Source organism: Streptomyces sp. SudanB182_2057 (assembly GCF_964272715.1).
In the GTDB taxonomy this organism is placed as follows: domain Bacteria; phylum Actinomycetota; class Actinomycetes; order Streptomycetales; family Streptomycetaceae; genus Streptomyces; species Streptomyces rubradiris.
Genome location: NZ_OZ186798.1, coordinates 8,527,139 through 8,545,217, shown reverse-complemented (window position 1 = coordinate 8,545,217; position 18,079 = coordinate 8,527,139). Strand labels below are relative to the sequence as shown.

11 protein-coding genes and 4 pseudogenes are annotated in these 18,079 nt (G+C 71.0%); 10 read left to right on the top strand and 5 right to left on the bottom strand.

What is annotated here, in order from left to right; translation table 11 throughout:
• Window positions 1–49: 49 nt before the first annotated feature.
• Both ACSURM_RS37775 and ACSURM_RS37770 read left to right on the top strand, forming a co-directional pair.
• Window positions 50–1,494 (top strand): annotated as a pseudogene (locus ACSURM_RS37775) (catalase).
• A gap of 76 nt (window positions 1,495–1,570) precedes the next feature.
• Complete coding sequence (locus ACSURM_RS37770) at window positions 1,571–2,398, top strand: alpha/beta fold hydrolase (protein ID WP_436960745.1); 828 nt, start codon at window positions 1,571–1,573, stop codon at window positions 2,396–2,398.
• Between the two features lie 808 nt (window positions 2,399–3,206).
• Here the strand turns inward: ACSURM_RS37770 and ACSURM_RS37765 are convergent.
• A pseudogene (locus ACSURM_RS37765) lies at window positions 3,207–3,616 on the bottom strand (MarR family winged helix-turn-helix transcriptional regulator).
• Between the two features lie 9 nt (window positions 3,617–3,625).
• On the opposite strand from ACSURM_RS37765, the pseudogene ACSURM_RS37760 reads away from it, so the two are divergent.
• Window positions 3,626–3,818: pseudogene (locus ACSURM_RS37760) on the top strand (IS110 family transposase); the annotation flags it as partial.
• 18 nt (window positions 3,819–3,836) lie between these two features.
• Here the strand turns inward: ACSURM_RS37760 and ACSURM_RS37755 are convergent.
• The gene (locus ACSURM_RS37755) at window positions 3,837–4,070 is read right to left on the bottom strand and encodes a hypothetical protein (protein ID WP_436960743.1); all 234 of its coding nucleotides are present in this window, start codon (window positions 4,068–4,070) and stop codon (window positions 3,837–3,839) included.
• 649 nt (window positions 4,071–4,719) lie between these two features.
• Between ACSURM_RS37755 and ACSURM_RS37750 the strand changes: the two genes are divergently transcribed.
• The 4 genes and pseudogenes from ACSURM_RS37750 to ACSURM_RS37735 all read left to right on the top strand — a co-directional run bounded on the left by ACSURM_RS37750 (window position 4,720) and on the right by ACSURM_RS37735 (window position 9,982).
• The gene (locus ACSURM_RS37750; protein ID WP_436960741.1) at window positions 4,720–6,318 is read left to right on the top strand and encodes an ATP-binding cassette domain-containing protein; all 1,599 of its coding nucleotides are present in this window, start codon (window positions 4,720–4,722) and stop codon (window positions 6,316–6,318) included.
• A complete protein-coding gene (locus ACSURM_RS37745) occupies window positions 6,318–9,002 on the top strand; it encodes a bifunctional acetate--CoA ligase family protein/GNAT family N-acetyltransferase (RefSeq protein WP_436960739.1) in 2,685 nt (894 codons plus the stop codon). The genes ACSURM_RS37750 and ACSURM_RS37745 overlap by 1 nt, the downstream gene beginning before the upstream one ends.
• Before the next feature lie 167 nt (window positions 9,003–9,169).
• Window positions 9,170–9,349 carry a hypothetical protein gene (locus tag ACSURM_RS37740; protein ID WP_436960738.1) on the top strand — a complete coding sequence of 60 codons (180 nt, stop codon included), beginning with the start codon at window positions 9,170–9,172 and terminating at the stop codon, window positions 9,347–9,349.
• Window positions 9,316–9,982 (top strand): annotated as a pseudogene (locus tag ACSURM_RS37735) (CBS domain-containing protein). The gene ACSURM_RS37740 and the pseudogene ACSURM_RS37735 overlap by 34 nt, the downstream one beginning before the upstream one ends.
• Before the next feature lie 48 nt (window positions 9,983–10,030).
• On the opposite strand, the gene ACSURM_RS37730 reads toward ACSURM_RS37735, so the two are convergent.
• Both ACSURM_RS37730 and ACSURM_RS37725 read right to left on the bottom strand, forming a co-directional pair.
• Window positions 10,031–10,729: a CBS domain-containing protein gene (locus tag ACSURM_RS37730; protein WP_436960736.1), complete on the bottom strand. Its 699-nt coding sequence runs from the start codon at window positions 10,727–10,729 to the stop codon at window positions 10,031–10,033.
• A gap of 169 nt (window positions 10,730–10,898) precedes the next feature.
• Window positions 10,899–12,617 (bottom strand): GAF domain-containing protein, encoded by a 1,719-nt coding sequence (locus tag ACSURM_RS37725; protein ID WP_436960734.1) that lies wholly within the window; start codon window positions 12,615–12,617, stop codon window positions 10,899–10,901.
• A gap of 243 nt (window positions 12,618–12,860) precedes the next feature.
• Between ACSURM_RS37725 and ppdK the strand changes: the two genes are divergently transcribed.
• Together ppdK and ACSURM_RS37715 are read left to right on the top strand one after the other, a co-directional pair.
• Complete coding sequence (ppdK, locus tag ACSURM_RS37720) at window positions 12,861–15,554, top strand: pyruvate, phosphate dikinase (RefSeq protein WP_436960732.1); 2,694 nt, start codon at window positions 12,861–12,863, stop codon at window positions 15,552–15,554.
• 31 nt (window positions 15,555–15,585) lie between these two features.
• Entirely contained in the window at window positions 15,586–16,044 is a 459-nt protein-coding gene (locus ACSURM_RS37715; RefSeq protein ID WP_436960730.1) for a pyridoxamine 5'-phosphate oxidase family protein, read from the top strand.
• A 58-nt stretch (window positions 16,045–16,102) separates the two neighbouring features.
• Here the strand turns inward: ACSURM_RS37715 and ACSURM_RS37710 are convergent, their stop codons facing one another.
• Window positions 16,103–17,173 (bottom strand): zinc-dependent alcohol dehydrogenase family protein, encoded by a 1,071-nt coding sequence (locus tag ACSURM_RS37710; protein WP_436960728.1) that lies wholly within the window; start codon window positions 17,171–17,173, stop codon window positions 16,103–16,105.
• Between the two features lie 331 nt (window positions 17,174–17,504).
• Between ACSURM_RS37710 and ACSURM_RS37705 the strand changes: the two genes are divergently transcribed.
• On the top strand, window positions 17,505–18,077 hold the full coding sequence (locus tag ACSURM_RS37705) for an Rv1733c family protein (RefSeq protein ID WP_436960726.1): 573 nt from the start codon (window positions 17,505–17,507) through the stop codon (window positions 18,075–18,077).
• Window positions 18,078–18,079: the final 2 nt, after the last annotated feature.

The following is an 18,079-nucleotide window of genomic DNA, read 5'->3' as shown; positions in this document are numbered from 1 at the left end:
GCCGCCACCTGCCCGCGCATAGTTCCCTGTCATCGTGGAGGAGTGCGTCATGGCCGACCCCGTGTCCACCACCAACACCGGCATCCCGGTGGAGAGCGACCAGTACTCGCTCACCGTCGGCGCCGACGGGCCGATCCTGCTCCAGGACAACTACCTCATCGAGAAGATGGCCCAGTTCAACCGGGAGCGGATCCCCGAGCGGGTCGTGCACGCCAAGGGCAGCGGAGCATACGGAACGTTCGAGGTCACCAACGACGTCACGCAGTTCACGGCGGCCGATGTCTTCCAGCCCGGCCGCCGTACCAAGATGCTGGCCCGCTTCTCGACGGTGGCCGGCGAACAGGGCTCCCCCGACACCTGGCGGGACCCGCGCGGCTTCGCGCTGAAGTTCTACACCGGCAAGGGGTGTACGACATGGTCGGCAACAACACACCGATCTTCTTCATGCGCGACCCGAGCAAGTTCCAGGACTTCATCCGCTCCCAGAAGCGGCATATCCGCGGAGCGCTGCGCGACAACGACATGCAGTGGGACTACTGGACGCTGTCCCCGGAATCGGCCCACCAGGTCACCTACCTCATGGGCGACCGCGGCATCCCGCGGTCCTACCGGCACATGAACGGCTACAGCTCGCACACCTACATGTGGATCAGCGCCTCGGGGCAGCGGACCTGGATCAAGTACCACTTCAAGTCGGACCAGGGAGTGGAGCACCTGACCGACCACGAGGCCGCCGAACTGTGCGGTCAGGACGCCGACTACCACCGCAGGGACCTGCTGCAGGCCATCGACCGCGGCGAGCACCCCTCGTGGACGCTGTACGTACAGCTGATCCCGTACGAGGACGCCCCCGGCTACCGGTACAACATCTTCGACGTCACCAAAACCGTGCCCCACGCCGACTACCCGCTCACCGAGGTCGGCAGGATGACCCTGCACACCAATCCCGGGGACTTCTTCACCCACATCGAGCAGGCCGCCTTCGCCCCCTCCAACCTCATCCCGGGCATCGGCCCCTCACCGGACAAGATGCTGCAGGCCCGGCTGTTCTCCTACGCCGACACCCACCGCTACCGGGTCGGCACCAACTACACGCAGCTGCCGCCCAACCAGACCCTCACCGATGTCCGCTCCTACGCCAAGGACGGAGCGATGCGCTTCAGCGAGCCGCAGGTCGCCCGGCCCTACGCCCCCAACAGCTACGGCGGCCCGAGCGCCGACGAGGACCGCTACAACCACCCGGCCGGCTGGCGGGTGGAGACGGCCGAGATGGTACGCGCCGCCTACACCCTGCACGCGGACGACGACGACTTCTCCCAGCCCGGCCACCTGGTCCGCGAGGTCATGGACGACGTACAACGCGACCGGCTCGTCGGCAACGTCACCCGCCATCTGCGCAACGGCGTGTCCGCGGCGGTACGCGAGCGGGCCTTCCAGTACTGGAAGAACATCGACGCCACGACCGGCAGCCGCATCGCCGACGCCTTCGCCTGAACCGTCCCGCCCACCGCCTCCCGGCCCGAACCTCGCCGGAGGCGCCCCGAGAACCCATCACCGAGAGGACCCGACCATGCCGGTGTGCACCACCCGCGACGGAACCGACATCTTCTACAAGGACTGGGGCCAGGGCCGCCCGGTCGTGTTCATCCACGGCTGGCCGCTCAACGGCGACGCCTGGCAGGACCAGCTCAAGGCCGTCGCCGACGCCGGATTCCGCGGCATCGCCCACGACCGCCGCGGCCACGGCCGCTCCACGCCCGCCTGGGACGGCTACGACTTCGACACCTTCGCCGACGACCTCAACGACCTGATCAACCACCTCGACCTGACCGACGTGACACTGGTCGCGCACTCCATGGGCGGCGGCGAACTCGCCCGCTACATCGGCCGTCACGGCACCGGGCGCCTGCGCTCGGCGGTACTGCTGTCCGCGGTCCCGCCCGTCATGGTGAAGTCCGACGACAACCCCGAAGGCGTCCCGGACGAGGTGTTCGAGCAGATCAAGAACGGCATCCTCAACGAACGCTCGCAGTTCTGGAAGGACACCGCGGAGGGCTTCTTCTCCGCCAACCGGCCCGGCAACAAGGTCACACAGGGCAACAAGGACGCCTTCTGGTACATGGCCATGGCCCAGACCATCGAGGGCGGCGTACGCTGCGTGGACGCCTTCGCCTACACGAACTTCACCGACGACCTCAAGAAGTTCGACATCCCCACCCTCGTCGTCCACGGCGACGACGACCAGGTCGTCCCCATCGACGCCACCGGCCGCAAGTCCGCCGAGATCATCGCCGACGCCGAACTCAAGGTGTACGAGGGCGGCTCCCACGGCATCGCCATGGTCCCCGGCGACAAGGAGCGCTTCAACGAGGACCTGATCGAGTTCCTCCGCCGCTGACCCGGCACGGGCCAGTATGGGGGGCTGACTGCCGCGCCGGTGTGCCCGCGGGCGCGGTGAGCGCAGGCTGCGGGTCGCCGCCGTCGCAGCGCTGGCGACGGCGGCGACCACCGCCAGCCGCACGCGGCGGGCACGGGGCCACCCAGGCGGCCTAGGACTCGGTCGTGCGGGAGGGTCCGCTTGGTGGTACCGCTCTCGCCGAACTTGGGCGGACCGCGTGGGCGGGGCGCGGGGCGTGCGGGCACTGCGCATGCAGGGACCCGCCGCCTTCCTCAAGCACGGCGTACGGCTGCGTCCAACCGGTTCTGTCCAGGCTGTCCGAGAAAAAGGGGGTTACCGCGGTTTCCTCACGTGCTCACCACGCCCTCGGCCCCACCGACAGACGTCCGGTACGGCACGGGACACGACAGCCACGGCTCCGACTTCCCCGCGGGTACTCCGGTGGGTGGCTGGGCGCTGTGCGGGTGATCCCACACCCGGGCCCGCATTTCGTGACGTACGGCCCCGTAACCGCACTCGTACGGAGCTCCCCGGCAGATCAGCTCCGCCTGCTCGGCCGTGTCGACGCCGGTGAAGCCGCGCAGGCAGACGCCGGCAGCCGTGTGCAAGAGAGGGTTTCGGCGGTGGGCGTGTGGCAGCGAGGTCGCACCGCAAGTGCGCGAAGTATGCGTCCGGCGGGCGTCCCCCGTCGGTTGGCCGCAGGCTGGTGAGCAGGGGTTCACCCGACCGGGGCGTGCGGCGTTGGCGTTGTCGGTCCCGCGTGCGGGGAGGCCGGACGTCTCGGCGGTGCGTTCTGCGGCCGGCGTGCTCACTCTCGTTCGTCGACGCGGGCGAGCCAGGTCGTGAGCAGTGATTCCAGCGTCCTGGCCTCGTCCTCCGTCAGCAGATCCAGCAGGCTGCGCTCGTTGCCCATGTGGTCGCCGAACACCTGGTCGATCAGGTCGCGGCCGGCCGCGGTCAGGGCGACGATCCTGCCCCCGCTGGTCGCCGTCCGACCGTCGGCGCGTGACGAGCCCGGCCCGCTCCAGGCGGTCGATCCGCCTTCGTCATCGCGCCGGTGGTGACCATGGTGTGCGCGGCGAGTTCGCCCGGTACCCGTTCGCAGGGCTCGCCGGCGCGCCGCAGTGCGCACAGGACGCCGAACCTTCCCTCGCTCAGGCCATAGCGGTCGTAGACGCGACACAGTTCTCCGGTCAGCCGGCCGGTCAGACGGTGCATGCGGCCGATCGGGCCTTCTTCCTTCCCGCGTTCGCCGCACTCGGCGACTCGGCCTCCCGGGCCTACTACGACAAGAAGATCGCCCAAAGGAAGCACCACACCCAGGCCCCTGCTCCGCCTCGCCAGACGCCGGGCCGACATCCTCTTCGCGATGCTCCGCGACGGAACCTTCTACGAGCCCCAACCCACTGCGGCCAGGTGAGGAGTCCAGACTGCTCGATCAGTCCTCCGGCCGAAGCCGCTGACGCGCCGCCTCAAGCCGCTGGTCATAGTCAGGCGCGAACAGCTCAGGAAGCGCCTTGTCGAGCGCTCCGGCGATCCGATGGATCGGCGCCCAGACCGCCGGATCGTCGACAACCCGGCTGAAGTCCGTCATCCGGAGCTTCTCCAGCCAGTGCGACAGCACCAGCGCCTCGTCACTCGTGAGCTTGATCGTCACCTGTCCATCACTCATGCACACCCCTACGGCTCGGCCCGCCCTCGACCGCACGAACCTACTGGCCTTTGACCTTGACCAAACACATAGGGGCACCCCCCGACCGGGCTCTGCGAACGGCGGTCCGGCCCGAAGACCGGCGACCAGCCACACGACGGCACGCCGGACGCGGCGGCCCGGGCAGGGTCGGCGCGACAGCATGGGGAGCAGCGCATCATGACCAACCTCGGGGCAGCAGCGGACGCACGACGGCAGAAAACATGACGCGAGCGGCCAGCCCGGCGGCGTGCCAGGGCCAGCTGCGCGGTCCGGCACTGAGGGCCCGTCACCCCCTGGCGGAGGTGGAGGCAGGCCGCCAAGGAGCGTGGTGCCCCGGAGAGCACCGAGGGTTCCAGCAGCCGCCTGCCTGTGGGTGGCGTCGCGGTGGAGTCGCGCTGGTACGGCGGTGTCCGACGGACCGGTCGAGGGTGGTACAGCGGACGGCCCGAAGGGGTCATCGGGACCGTCAGGGTGACTGACAAAGATGTCATTAACGCTTCTAAGCTCGAAGAAGTCAAGAGCTCAGAGCATCTGGCTTGCCCTCACCCTGCCCCGAGACCGAACCCCGGTCGGTCCGGCGCGGGCAGGCACCCCCGAATCGCCCCCTGAAACCCGTCCGGGAGAACCCGTGATCAACACCCGCGGGCTCACCCGCAGCTTCCGCGCCGAAGGAGAGACCGTCGAGGCCGTGCGCGACCTGGACCTCGATGGCGAAACCGGCTCCGTGGTCGCCTTCCTCGGCCCGAACGGCGCTGGGAAGACCACCAGCCTCCGGATGCTGACCACCCTGCTCCCCCCGACCTCGGGCACCGCCGTCGTCGCTGGTCACGACATCCTGACCGACCCCTCCGGCGTCCGCCACCGCATCGGCTGCCTCGGCCAGGGCAACAGCGCCGGCAGCAATTACCGGGTCAGTGACAAGATGATCGCCCAGGGCCGCGCGTACGGCCTGAGCCGCGCGGAGTCTCGTACCCGGGCGGAGCGTCTGCTGACAGCGCTCGAACTGGAGGGCCTGGCCAAGCGGACGGTGGGCACCCTCTCGGGTGGCCGGCGCCGCCGCCTGGACATCGCCATGGCCCTGGTCCACCAGCCGGAACTCCTCTTCCTCGACGAGCCCACCACCGGGCTCGGCCCGCACAGCCGCGCCAACGTCTGGGAGCATGTGCTGCGGCTTCACAAGGAGCTCGGCACCACGATCGTCTTCACCACCCACTACTTGGAGGAGGTCGATCTCTGGGCCCGTCGGGTGATGGTGGTCGACCACGGCCGGGTGATCGCCGACGACTTCCCCGAGATGCTGAAGGCCGACCTCGCCGGCGACCGCATCACGCTGGGAACCGTCGACCGTGCCGACGCCGAGCGGGCCGTGGAGCTCGCCCGCGCCCTGCCCACCGTCCAGGAGGTCACTGCGGACGGCACCGAGGTAAGGGTCCGCCCCCACACGGCGACGACGCCGCGTTCCCTACGCAGTCCGGGCGCCGCACCGGCGGCCTCCTCAGGCTCAACGTCGATCAACTCGGGGGCCGTCACCCCTGTCGTCCCGCAGGACGGACAGCCGGCGCCGGTATTCGTCCTCGTCGATCTCGCCACGGGCGAACCGTTCGGCGAGGAGCTGGTCGGGGGAGGCACCCGGCGGTCGGGCACCGACGCGGCCGCTGTCCCCTCCCAGCCTCGCCACGGAACGGTACAGAAGGACACCGAAGGCGATGAGCAACGCCCAGAAGACGACCATGCTCACGGACATGGCCAACAGGCCCCAGCCACCGGCACCGCGGCCGTACCAGAACATAACGGCGGCTCACCTCCTGGACGGCACCGGGAGCCACAGGCTCGGTACCAGTGCTCGAAGTTCTGCCCTTCACCCTTGCCGCACGACTACCCGCAGGTCATGAGCCGATCAGGCCAACCCCAGGGGCCGTTCGGCCTTCGTCCCGGACACACGTGCTACGGGTCGCCGCAGGCCCCCTGCATGGTTGGGCGCGGTCGGAACGGGCGCAGGCCGGTCGGCGACCTGCGCCGCGCACTCGCACGGACGGCGCACCAGGCTTTGCTTCGTCCGGGCAGGAAAGGATCTGTGCCGCGTCGGTATGGGATCCTCCCGGGTTCGCCGATGGAAGCACCGCTGCCGCGAGGCCGTTCGGCCTCCTCCGTGCCCCGGTCAGCCCCTGCGCCGCCGGGGCCCGTCGCCGGACACTGGAGGCGAACCTCCCGGACGGAGAGCTCGTGATGACCGACATCCAGGAAACCCCGGTGCACGCTCTGCTGACCGACGGAACCACTGTTCGCATACGGCGGGCGGGGCCATCGGAACACGCACAGGTACAGCGGTTGTACGAAGAGATGTCACCGGAGAACCTGCGGCTGCGGTTTTTCGCGCTCAGCCCGGCCTCGGCCCGGCACGCCGCGGAACGAGTAGCCTCTGACCTCCCCGGATACTGCGCGCTGGCCGCCGAGTACGGCGGGCGACTGGTGGGACTGGCCGAGTACGAGGCCGAGCCCGGAGGCAGCACAGCGGAGATCTCAGTGGCCGTGGCGGACCAGTGGCACCACCGTGGTGTGGGCACCCTCCTTCTGGAGCACCTCGCTGACGCCGCGCGTAGCGCCGGCATCACCGCTTTCAGCGCCGACGCCCTGGCCGAGAACCACTCGGTGCTGGAGGTCTTCCGGGATCTGGGCTTGCGTGTCGTCCGCCACTTCGACGGGCCTGAAGTGCACTGCACGGTCCAGCTCGCACAGGACGAGAACTACCTGAGCGCCGTGGACGCCCGCGGCCGGGTCTGTGACGTCATCAGCCTGGAGCCGCTGCTGCGACCCGGAACGGTCGCAGTGATCGGCGCTGGCCGCAGGCCCGGGTCCGTAGGACGCGCCATCCTGCGCAACATCCACAACGGTTCTTTCACCGGGCGGCTGTTCACCGTGCACCCGGAGGCCGGCGCGATCGCCGGGGTGCACGCCTGGCGGTCGGTCACGCTCCTGCCGCGCGTGCCCGATCTAGCCGTGATCGCGGTGCCGGCCCGTGCCGTCCCCGAGGTGGCCGAGGAGTGCGGACGGGCCGGTGTGCGCTCCCTGCTGGTGGTGTCCGCCGGCCTGGACAGGGACCAGGCCGGCGCTCTTCTGGACGCGTGCCGGCGTTTTGGCATGCGGCTCGTCGGCCCGAACTGCCTGGGTCTGGCCAACACCGAGGAGGCCGTCCACCTCGACGCCACCTTCGCCGCCCGGCACCCCGGGGCCGGCACCGCCGGGGTGGCGGTGCAGTCCGGAGGCGTCGGCATCGCCCTGCTGGACGGGCTCGCCAGGCTGGGCATCGGCGTGTCGACGTTCGTCTCGCTCGGTGACAAGGTCGACGTCAGCGGCAACGACATGCTCCAGTGGTGGGAGAGCGACGGGCATACCGGCCTGGCGCTGCTGCACCTGGAGTCGTTCGGCAATCCCCGTGCCTTCTCACGCACCGCCCGCCGGGTCGCCCGTACCATGCCGGTCCTCACCGTGGACGCCGGCCGGTCGACGGCCGGACGACGGGCCGCCGCCTCGCACACCGCGGCGGCAACCACCCCGACGATGACCCGGCAGGCCCTGTTCACCCAGGCCGGGATCACGGCCGCTCGCACCATCGGGGAACTTCTCGATACGGCCGCGCTGCTGCACGCCCAGCCGCTGCCGCACGGCAGGAGGGTCGCTGTCGTCAGCAACGCGGGCGGGGTGGGTGTCCTGGCCGCCGACGCGTGTGTGGAGGCCGGACTGGTCGTTCCGCCACTGGCGGCCGGCCTGGTGGACGAAGTCCTCTCGCTGTTGCCCGACGGCGCCACCGCCGGCAATCCCGTGGACGTCACGGCAGCGGTCGGCGAGGACCAGCTGCGAAGGTGCGTCGGTCTGCTGGCCCGGCACGGCGCCGTCGACGCCGTTCTCGTGAGCCTGGTTCCCACGGCGGTCGCCGACGCCACCGGCGAGGATCTGGTGCGTGCCCTGACGGCCGCCACCGTCCCGCTCCCCCGGCCGGTCGTAGCGGTGCTGCCCGCGCGGCCCGGCCGTGTCGAGCTGCTGCCGACCGCCGACGGGAGAGCCGTCCCCGCCTATTCCGATGCCGAGGACGCCGCTCGCGCCCTGGCGCACGCCGCCGTCCGCGCGGACTGGCTCGCCCGGCCACCGGGCGTCGTCCCGGTGCTGCCGGACGTGAGCACCGGACGCGCGAAAGACCTGACCACCGCATTTCTGGGCCGCGTCCCGGACGGTGGCTGGCTCGATCCGCGGACGACGGCCGCCCTGCTCGGCTGTTACGGCATCCCGCAGATCCCCTGGGAATGGGCCCGGGACGAGGACGAGGCGGTCGCTGCGGCCGAACGGCTCGCCGGGCCGGACGGGCGCGTCGTCATCAAGGCCTACTGGCCCGGCCTGCTGCACAAGAGCGAGCAGCACGCCCTCCACCTTGATCTCCAGGGCGCCGCCCGGATCAAGGCCGCCCACCGGGATCTCGTGGCCCGGTTCGGCGACCGTATGGCAGGGGTGGTCGTCCAGCCGCTCGCCGAACGGGGTACCGAACTGCTCGCCGGTGTCGTCCAGGACGAGGTCTTCGGGCCGCTCGTGATGCTCGGTCTCGGCGGCACCGCCACCGAACTCCTGGCCGACCACGCGGCCCGGCTCGCCCCGCTCACCGACCTGGACGTGCACGACCTGCTAACCGCTCCGCGCTGCTCACCCCTGCTGTACGGCTACGCCGGGGGGCCGGCGGCCGATGTCGGCGCTCTTGAACAGCTGTTGCACCGGCTGTCCCGGATGGCCACCGACCTACCCGAACTGGTGGAGGCCGACCTCAATCCGGTCCTGGCCGGGCCGCACGGTATCACCACGCTCGACGCCCGTGTCCGACTCGTGCCGCGCCGCCCCCACAACCCCTACTTGCGCAGGCTGCGCTGACAGGCGCACGGATGCCGGGAGCCGGCCGGTCCGCGTGTGTGGCCGCAGGGCCCCGCCGCACCACGCGATATGTGCCGGACGGCCCGCGGTCGGGCCTCAGTGGCCCGTGGTGGCGCCTCCTGAAGACGCGCACGCTGGGACGGCAGTCCAAGAAGGGAGTCGGCGCGATGACCTCCCCGACCGCCATGAGCACGGTGCTGAAACCTGTGGAGCGCGAGCGACTGATGCGTCTCGCCCGCGACGTCTCCTTTCCGCCCGGGACCCGCCTGCCGCCCGCTCGCTCCGTCCGGCCGAACGGCTTCGGGACGCAGGCATGGAGAGCGGCCCGCGCCGGGTGGGTGACGTGATGACGCGTGCTGTTGTCACGGTGGGCCACGAGGCCTGTTCACGGACATCGTCGAGCGCTTGGAGGAGTGGAGGATCAGCGCCCTTCCCGTTCTGGAGGGTGACGGACGCGTCATCGGAGTGGTGTCCGAGGCCGACCTGCTGCCGAAGGAGGAGTTCCGGGACAGCGACCCGGACCCCTTCGCCCACCTGCGACGGCCGCCCGACGCGGCCAAGGCCGGGGCGTTGTCCGACGAGGAGTCAATGAGCACCCCGGCCGTCACCGTCCATGAGGACGCCGCACTCGCACAGGCGGCACGGATCAGGGCCGTACGGCATGTCAAACGGCTGCCCGTGGTGAACGCCGAGGGTGTACTCGAAGGCGGTGGTCAGCCTTCAGCCGCAGTGATCCGCTGAAGGTCTTCCTCCGTACGGACGACGACCTGACGGAAGAGATTCGGCGGAACATCGTCGACGTTCCGTTCCCGGCGCCGGTGGAGCCCGTGCGCAACGTCGTCCGCGGCGGCGCCGCGACCTTCACGGGACGCGTCACGGACGCCGCGCGGACTCCGCTCGCCGCGCATGCGGTGCAGGGGGTGGAAGGGGTCGTCGGCGTGGACTGCCGGCTCACCGCCGCCGAATCCGCCGTCCGATGACGCCCGCCCCGGTGCAGGGGCCCCGCTCCGGCGGGCGGTCGGCCGCCGTCAGGCAGGTGCAGCCGGCCGCGTTTCCGGCAGGTCAGGGTCGAGATCCGGGCGGCGGGGCGGGCCCGTGAGTGAGCAGTGCACGTCCACCACGCCGGGCACTGCCCGCGCGAGGCGGGCGGCGATCGGTACCAGGGCCGTGTCGGGCACCCGGCCGGCGAGGGTCACGACACCGTCGCGTACCCGCACCCGGACGGTGTCGGCGTGCGTGCCGAAGAGCCCCGCGACCACTTCGCGCCGCACTTCGTCTGCGATGTCCGTGTCGTCCCGGAGGAAGACCTTCAGCAGGTCGGACCGGCTGACGATGCCCTGAAGGGTGCCGTCGGGGGCGACGACCGGCAGCCGCTTGATCCTCCGGTGGGCCATGACGCGCGCGGCACGGGCGAGGGAAGCTCCTGACACCACAGTGACGGCCGGGCTGGTCATCAGCTCGGCGGCGGTCAGCGCATCGGCCTTGACGGCATCGGCGCTCCGCCCCACTCGCGCCTGCCCGCCCAGGTCGCCCCTGTACTCCTCCTTGGGCAGCAGGTCGGCCTCGGAGACGACGCCGACGACGCGTCCGTCGTCGTCCAGCACGGGGAGGGCGCTGACCCTCCAGTCCTGCATGGTTCGCACGATGTCCTTGAAGGCCGCTCCTTCCCGCAGGGCCACGACCTTGCGGGTCATCACGTCGTTCACGGTGGCGGGAGTGCCGTTCATGGCGTCCTCCAAGGGCTGGGTGTCGTGCCGCGACACCTTCAGGGTGCGCCGACGACGCTTGTCAGGACAGGGCCGAGTGGCCCGTTGCCCGGTCCCCGTGGTCCGTGCCTTCTGGCGGCCGGCCATCGGCGCCACCAGGGCTCGCCGGTGCCACGGGCCGCTCGAACGCCTATGAGGAAGGAAGGGGCACCCGCCAGCGCAGGACGGTACCGCTGCCGCCGGGTGTGGACACATCGAAGTGTCCTCCGAGTTGTCCCGCTCGCTCGGCCATGTTGCGCAGGCCGCTGCGCCGGCCGTCGGGCGGGATGCCCACACCGTTGTCGGAGACGGTCAGGGAGACCTCGCGACCGTCGGTCGTCAGGTCCACTTGTGCCCGGTCGGCGTGGGCGTGCCGGGCGACATTGGTGAGGGCTTCCGAGAGTACGGCCATGATCTGGTCGGCGATCTCGTGGGGCACGTTCGTGTCGACGAGGCCCTCCACCCGTACGCCGGGCGTGAATCCCAGCGTCGGGGTCTCCTCGCCGACCAGGCGCACGACCCGGGCCCGGAGACCGGCGTCGGCCGCTCCCGCACGCGTGCGCAGCCCGAAGATGGCGGAGCGGATGATTCTGATGGTTTCGTCCAGGTCGTCCACGGCCCGCGCCACGCGCTCGGACGCCTCCGGATGCTCGATGAAGCGGCCGGCGCTCTGCAGTGTCATGCCGGTGGCGAAGAGCCGCTGGATGGCCAGGTCGTGCAGGTCCCGGGCGATCCGGTCGCGGTCCTGGAGCACGGCGATCCGCTCGGCGTCCTCGCGCCGCTCGGCCAGTTCCATCGCGATGGCGGCCTGCGCGGCGAATCCGCCCAGCATGTCCGCCTCCCGTTCCGAGAACACCGGCCGGCCGGCTTCACGGGCCACCAGCACCGCGCCCCGGACTCCGCCTACCCCACTGCCGATCGGAACGGCCACGGCAGGGCCGAGCCCGTGGAAACGCGGGTGTTCGGGCGAGATCCGCCGGTCCCGGTGCACATCGTCGCTCATGACCGGAGCGGCGGCGCGGAACGCAAGGCCCATCAACGTTCCCGACAAGGGCAGCACCAGTCCGCGGTGCACCCGCGCGTCCGCACCCACCGCGATCTCCACCGTGAGGCATTCCGTGTCCCGTACCGGAAGCGCGACCGCCGCCAGCGCCGATCCCATGATCTCGCGGGCTCGTTCCGCGATCAGTTTCAGGGCCTCGGCAGGGTCGTTGCCGGACATCAGGCAGTGCGTGATCTCCACGTTCGCCCGCAGCCACCGCTCCCGCAGCCGGGACGCCTCGTACAGACGAGCGTTGTCGATCGCCACGCCGGCCGCCACGGCCAGCGTGGAGAGCACCACCTCGTCCTCGTCGTCGAACTGCGCGCCGTCACGCTTCTCGGTCAGGTACAGGTTGCCGAAGACCTGGCCGCGCACCCGTATGGGAACGCCCAGGAAGCTGTCCATCGGTGGGTGGTGGGGCGGGAAGCCGTACGAGGCGGGGTGCTGGGAGATCTTCTCCAGCCGCAGGGGCTCCGGACGGCGGATCACCTCACCGAGGATCCCGTGGCCCTGCGGGAACGGGCCGATCTCGGCGATTCGCTCTTCGGACACCCCGACGGTGTGGAAGGCCGACAAGGTTCTGCCGCCGGGAGCGATGACCCCGAGAGCCGCGTACTCCGCGTCGACGAGCACGGCGGCGGCCTCCACGATGGACCGCAGTACCTGCTCCAGATCCAGTTCCCGGCCGACGGAAAGCACCGCCTCCAGCAGGCTGTGCACCCGGTCCCTGGTGCCGCGGGCCTCGTCGATGCGTGCCTGCAACTCCTCCAGCAGCTCGTCGAGCCTCAGTTCTGGCAGCCGTACACGGGGCTCTTCCGCGTTCGCCACGACGCTCCTCCATGTCCCCCCGTACGCGAGACCGGACAGTGGCGGTCTTTGCCCACGGTAACCATGCTCCGCCGGGAACGGCAGCCCGGCCGTACCCAGAACAGCAGATCGGCATTCCCACGGCGGGGCCTTGCGTACCCGGGGCCGGTCGGCCCAGCCCTGAGGGCCGAGTGCACCTGCCCCGGCCCGTGGCTCTGTACCAGGCTGGGGAGGTACGGAGACGGCACGGCCGAGGAGTGGCTCATGGTCCGTTATGTGTACGACTTCGAGGACGGCGGCCGTGACCTGGCCGGCCTGCTCGGCGGCAAGGGCGCGAACCTGGCCGAGATGAGCCGGCTGGGGCTGCCGGTACCACCGGGTTTCATCGTCACCACCGAGGCGTGCCGGGCCTTCCTGGCCACCGGTGAGGAGCCGGAGGACCTGTGGGCGTACGTGTCCGGACACCTCTCGCGGCTGGAGACGGCTGCCGGGCGGCGGCTCGGGCAGGCGGACGACCCGTTGCTGGTCTCGGTCCGCTCCGGGGCCCGTTTCTCCATGCCCGGCATGATGGAGACCGTCCTGGACATCGGTCTGAACGACGCGTCCGTGCACGGCCTCGCCAGGGTGTCCGGCGACGAGCGCTTCGCCTGGGACTCCTACCGTCGGCTCCTGCAGATGTACGGCACCACGGTGATGGGAGTGCCGCAGAGCCGCTTCCACGAGGCCATGACGCGTTCGAAAAAGGCCCGCGGCGCCCCGGACGACCTTCATCTGGACGCCTCCGATCTGGCCCGGCTGGTGGAGACGTACCAGCGGCTCGTCCGCGACGAGACCGGCCGGGACTTCCCGCAATCCCCCGCCTCGCAGTTGCGGGAGGCGGTCCTCGCCGTCTTCCGGTCCTGGAACGCCGAGCGGGCGCGTCTGTACCGGCGGCGCGAGCACATCCCGGACGACCTGGGCACCGCCGTCACCGTCCAGCGGATGGTGTACGGCAACCTCGGACCGGACTCCGGCAGCGGTGTCGCCTTCACCCGGGACCCGGCCACCGGACGCCCCGGCCTGTACGGCGACTACCTGCCGAACGCCCAGGGCGAGGACGTGGTGTCGGGCGCCCGGAACGCCCTGCCGCTGGCGGAGCTGGAGCGGCTGGACCCCGACTCGTACCGGCGGCTGCGCGACCACGCGCGCACGCTGGAGCGGCACTACCGCGACCTGTGCGACATCGAGTTCACCGTCGAACGCGGCACACTGTGGATGCTGCAGAACCGGGTGGGCAAGCGCACCGCGGAAGCCGCCTTCGCCATCGCGGCCGAACTGGTACGGGAAGGACTCATCGGTCCCGACGAGGGCCTGGCACGTGTGAGCGACGACGGGCTGGCCCGGCTGATGTTCCCCCGCTTCGACGCCTCCGCCGCGGGTGCGGCACTCACCCGGGGTGTGCCCGCCTCGCCCGGCGCCGCGGTGGGCGAGGCGGTCTTCGACTCCGCCGAGGCGATGCGACGCGCGGCGGACGGTCAGGGCGTGATACTCGTCCGCGAGGAGACGACACCCGACGACCTGCCCGGGATGATGGCCGCCCAGGCCGTGCTGACCGGGCGCGGCGGCAAGACCAGCCACGCGGCCGTCGTCGCCCGCGGCATGGGGAAGGTCTGCGTGTGCGGGGCGCACGGCATCACCGTGGATGCGAGGGCACGGCGTTTCATCGCCCGGGACGGCACTGTCGTCGAGGAGGGCACCGTCATCTCGGTCGACGGCTCCACCGGTGCCGTGTATCCCGGATCGATCCCGCTGGTGGAGTCGGTGACCATGCGCTACCTGGAGGGCGGCGGCGGTGAGCAGGGCGACAGCACGGTGTCCGCAGTGGCTCACGCCCTGGAGCACGCCGACTCCGTGCGGCGGCTGGAGGTCCGCGCCAACGCCGACACCCCCGAGGACGCGCGCCGGGCCCGGCGGTTCGGAGCCCGGGGAATCGGGCTGTGCCGGACCGAGCACATGTTCCTCGGCGAACGGCGGAAGCTGGTCGAGGAGATGATCCTGGCCCGGACCGATGCCGGGCGCCGCCGGGCGCTGGCGGCCCTGCTGCCACTCCAGCGAGAGGATTTCACGGACATCCTGGAGGCGATGGACGGCCTGCCGGTCACCATTCGGCTGCTCGACCCGCCGCTGCACGAGTTCCTTCCCGACCGCACCGACCTCGCCGTCCGCATCGCCACGGCCGAGGCCACGGGCCGGCAGCCCGACGCGCACGACACCGAGCTGCTCGACGCGGTGAACCGGACACACGAGGAGAACCCGATGCTCGGACTCCGCGGCGTGCGGCTCGGCCTGGTCGTTCCCGGCCTGGTCGCCATGCAGATCCGGGCGATCGCGGAAGCGGTCGTCGCGCGCACCCGCGCGGGTGGCTCTCCACACGCGGAGATCATGGTGCCGCTCGTCGGCGCCGTCGAGGAGCTGCGGCTCACCCGCGCGGAGGTGGCGCGCGTCCTCGCCGAGGTGGCGGAGGAGACCGACGTGACCGTCCACTGCCCCGTCGGAACGATGATCGAACTGCCCCGGGCCGCGCTCACGGCCGGTCGGATCGCCGAGGAGGCGGAGTTCTTCTCCTTCGGCACCAACGACCTCACCCAGACCACCTGGGGCTTTTCCCGCGACGACGTCGAGGCCGCGTTCTTCCCGGCGTACTTGGACAAGGGCGTCTTCGCCGCCTCTCCGTTCGAGACGCTCGACCGGGACGGGGTGGGCAGGCTGGTCCGGATCGCCGTCGAGCAGGGGCGAGCGGCCCGCCCGGAACTGGAGACCGGGGTATGCGGGGAGCACGGAGGCGATCCGGAGTCGATCCACTTCTTCCACGCCGTCGGCCTGGACTACGTCTCCTGCTCGCCCTTCCGGGTCCCGGTGGCGCGCCTCGAGGCCGGCCGGGCGGCGCTGACAGGCGCGGACCCCGGTGACAGCCGGTGAGACGTTATCCGCAGGGTGATGAGGTGCAGCCATGACCCACTACCAAGAGCCGTCGCACCGGCGCGTCGACCTCGACCAGGACGAGGCACTGCGGTTGCTGGGCAGCGTGTCGCTGGGCAGGGTCGTCTTCACCCGGCAGGCACTGCCCGCCGTCCGTCCGGTCAGGCACGTCCTGGACAACGGAGATGTCGTCGTCCTCGCCCACGATGCCGCGGCCCTCGCACCGCAGGCCCTGCGGTCCGGCGACGAGGGCGTCATCGTCGCGTACGAAGCCGACGCCATCGACCCCGACACCCACCTGGGCTGGAGCGTGGTCGTCACGGGGTACGCCCAACTGGTGAGCGACCCGGCCGAACTCGGGCGCCTCTACGAGCTGTCGTGGCCCGAGGCCGCCGTGGAGGGCGGGGAGCAGGCCGTGCGCATCCATCCGGAGCTGGTCACCGGTGTGCTGGTGACGGAGTCGGGCGGCGCGGCGAGGGCCGCCCGCTGAGGTCCTGGGGAAGCGAAAGGCCGCCCGACGACCGCCGAGCGGCCTTTCCTTTTCCCACTCAGCCCGCGGGAACGGCCAGTTCCGCGTGGTGCTCACCGCCGAGGACCACCTTCAGCGCGCCCGTCTCTCCCGCGTGGGAGAAGACGTCGTACGCCTCTTCCATGCGGCCGAGCGGGAAGGTGTGGGTCACCAGTTGTCCGGTGGGCAGCCAGCCCGCGGCGGCCATCCGCAGCAGCTTCGGCGTGGAGTAGGTGTCCACCAGGCCGGTCGTGATGGTGAGGTTCTTGATCCAGAGGTCTTCCAGGTGCAGCGTGACGGGCTTGCCGTGTACGCCGACGTTGGCGACATGGCCGCCGGGCCGGACCATGCGGGTGCACAGTTCGAAGCTCTCCGGCACGCCGACCGCCTCGATCACCACGTCCGCGCCGAGCCCGTCCGTCAGATCGGCGACCAGCTCATCAGGGGCCTCCCAGAAGTCCGCTATCACGTCGGCACCGAGTCGATGGGCCGCCTCCAGCCGGGCCGGAGCCAGGTCGACGGCGATGATCCGTTCCGGCGAGACCATGCGGGCCGTGGCGATGGCCGCCAGCCCGATCGGGCCCGCACCGACGATGACGACGGTGTCGCCGGGACACACATGACCGTTGACGACGCCGACCTCGTAGGACGTCGGGAAGATGTCCGCGAGCAGGACGGCGTCCTCACCTCGCATGGCGCCGGGCAGCAGATGGACGGAGAGGTCGGCGCAGGGTACGCGGACGTATTCGGCCTGGGTGCCATCGATCAAGTGGCCGAGGATCCAACCTCCGCCACCCCGGCACTGGCCGTAGCTGTTGTCCCGGCAGAACCGGCACCGCCCGCAGGAGGTGATGCAGGAGATCAGCACCCGGTCTCCGGGACGTACCGAACCAACGTCGCCGCCGACTTCGACGATCTCCCCGACCGCCTCGTGACCGAGCACCGTTCCCGGACGCACCTCGGGCACGTCGCCCTTGAGGATGTGGAGGTCCGTCCCGCAGACGGTCACCGCGTCGACCTTGACGATGGCGTCGGTCGGTTCCTTGATGCCGGGATCCGAGACGTCCTGCCAGGACGCCTGGCCGGGTCCGTGGAAGACAAAGCCTTTCATCGCGCCGCTCACCCTGTTTCGGTCGGCTGCGGGACCGGTGTTCCGGCGCGTACGACGAGGACGCGGGCCGGGCTCCGGCACGGTACCGGGAAACGCCCCGCACCTTCAGGCTGCGCGGTACCCGGTTGCCCGCGCTTGGGCCGTCCGGCCCTCCTGCATGGCCGGTCGGCGCCGAGGGTCCGGGACAAGCGTCCTCGGGAGGGGCTACGGCCTCTGCCGACCCGGAAACCGGGCCCGAGCGGCCCTCGGACGAGGCGGTTCGGCCCCTGTGAACGCTCCCCTGACCGGAGCCACTGTCGTCATAGTCACCACGACGAGGAGGTGTTCCGCTATGAACACCACACGACGGATGTGGCGGTGGCGGAGCAATCCGCTGCGGCGGCGCGAGGACGTCGTCGAAGCCTGGGTCGTGCTGGCCGTCTGGGTGATCGCCGTGGTCGGCAGTGTCCTCGCCGGGCTGGTGACGGCACACGCCGCCGAACAGCGATTCGCGGAGCAGCGCGCCCACAGGCACGCTGTCCGGGCGGTGCTGGTCACCGATGTGCCGCACGGCGCCGCGGCGAAGTGGGCGGCGGACGGCCGTACTCAGGGCTCGGTGCGCTGGACGGCTCCCGACGGTACCTCACGCACCGGTCGGACCCTGGTGGCCGGGGGTCTGGAAACCGGAGCCCTGATCACGGTCTGGCAGGACGACCAGGGGCGTCTCATGCCTTCCGCACCGACGAGCCGGAGCGAAGGGCATGTGGTGGCCGCTCTCTTCGCCGGCGCGGCGGCCCTCGCCGTCGCGGCCCCGGTCCTCGGCGCGGGCGCCGTCGCACGGGCACGGCTCGACCGGCGCCGCATAGCCCAGTGGGGCCAGGAATGGGATCTGGTGGGACCACGGTGGGGCCCGAAGGCCGGATGAGC

Bases quoted from the DNA above. Each gene is read 5' to 3' on its own strand.
- ACSURM_RS37770 (WP_436960745.1), top strand. From the start codon at position 1,571: ATGCCGGTGTGCACCACCCGCGACGGAACCGACATCTTCTACAAGGAC.
- ACSURM_RS37755 (WP_436960743.1), bottom strand. From the start codon at position 4,070: ATGAGTGATGGACAGGTGACGATCAAGCTCACGAGTGACGAGGCGCTG.
- ACSURM_RS37745 (WP_436960739.1), top strand. From the start codon at position 6,318: ATGACCGACATCCAGGAAACCCCGGTGCACGCTCTGCTGACCGACGGA.
- ACSURM_RS37740 (WP_436960738.1), top strand. From the start codon at position 9,170: ATGACCTCCCCGACCGCCATGAGCACGGTGCTGAAACCTGTGGAGCGC.
- ACSURM_RS37730 (WP_436960736.1), bottom strand. From the start codon at position 10,729: ATGAACGGCACTCCCGCCACCGTGAACGACGTGATGACCCGCAAGGTC.
- ppdK (WP_436960732.1), top strand. From the start codon at position 12,861: ATGGTCCGTTATGTGTACGACTTCGAGGACGGCGGCCGTGACCTGGCC.
- ACSURM_RS37715 (WP_436960730.1), top strand. From the start codon at position 15,586: ATGACCCACTACCAAGAGCCGTCGCACCGGCGCGTCGACCTCGACCAG.
- ACSURM_RS37710 (WP_436960728.1), bottom strand. From the start codon at position 17,173: ATGAAAGGCTTTGTCTTCCACGGACCCGGCCAGGCGTCCTGGCAGGAC.
- ACSURM_RS37705 (WP_436960726.1), top strand. From the start codon at position 17,505: ATGAACACCACACGACGGATGTGGCGGTGGCGGAGCAATCCGCTGCGG.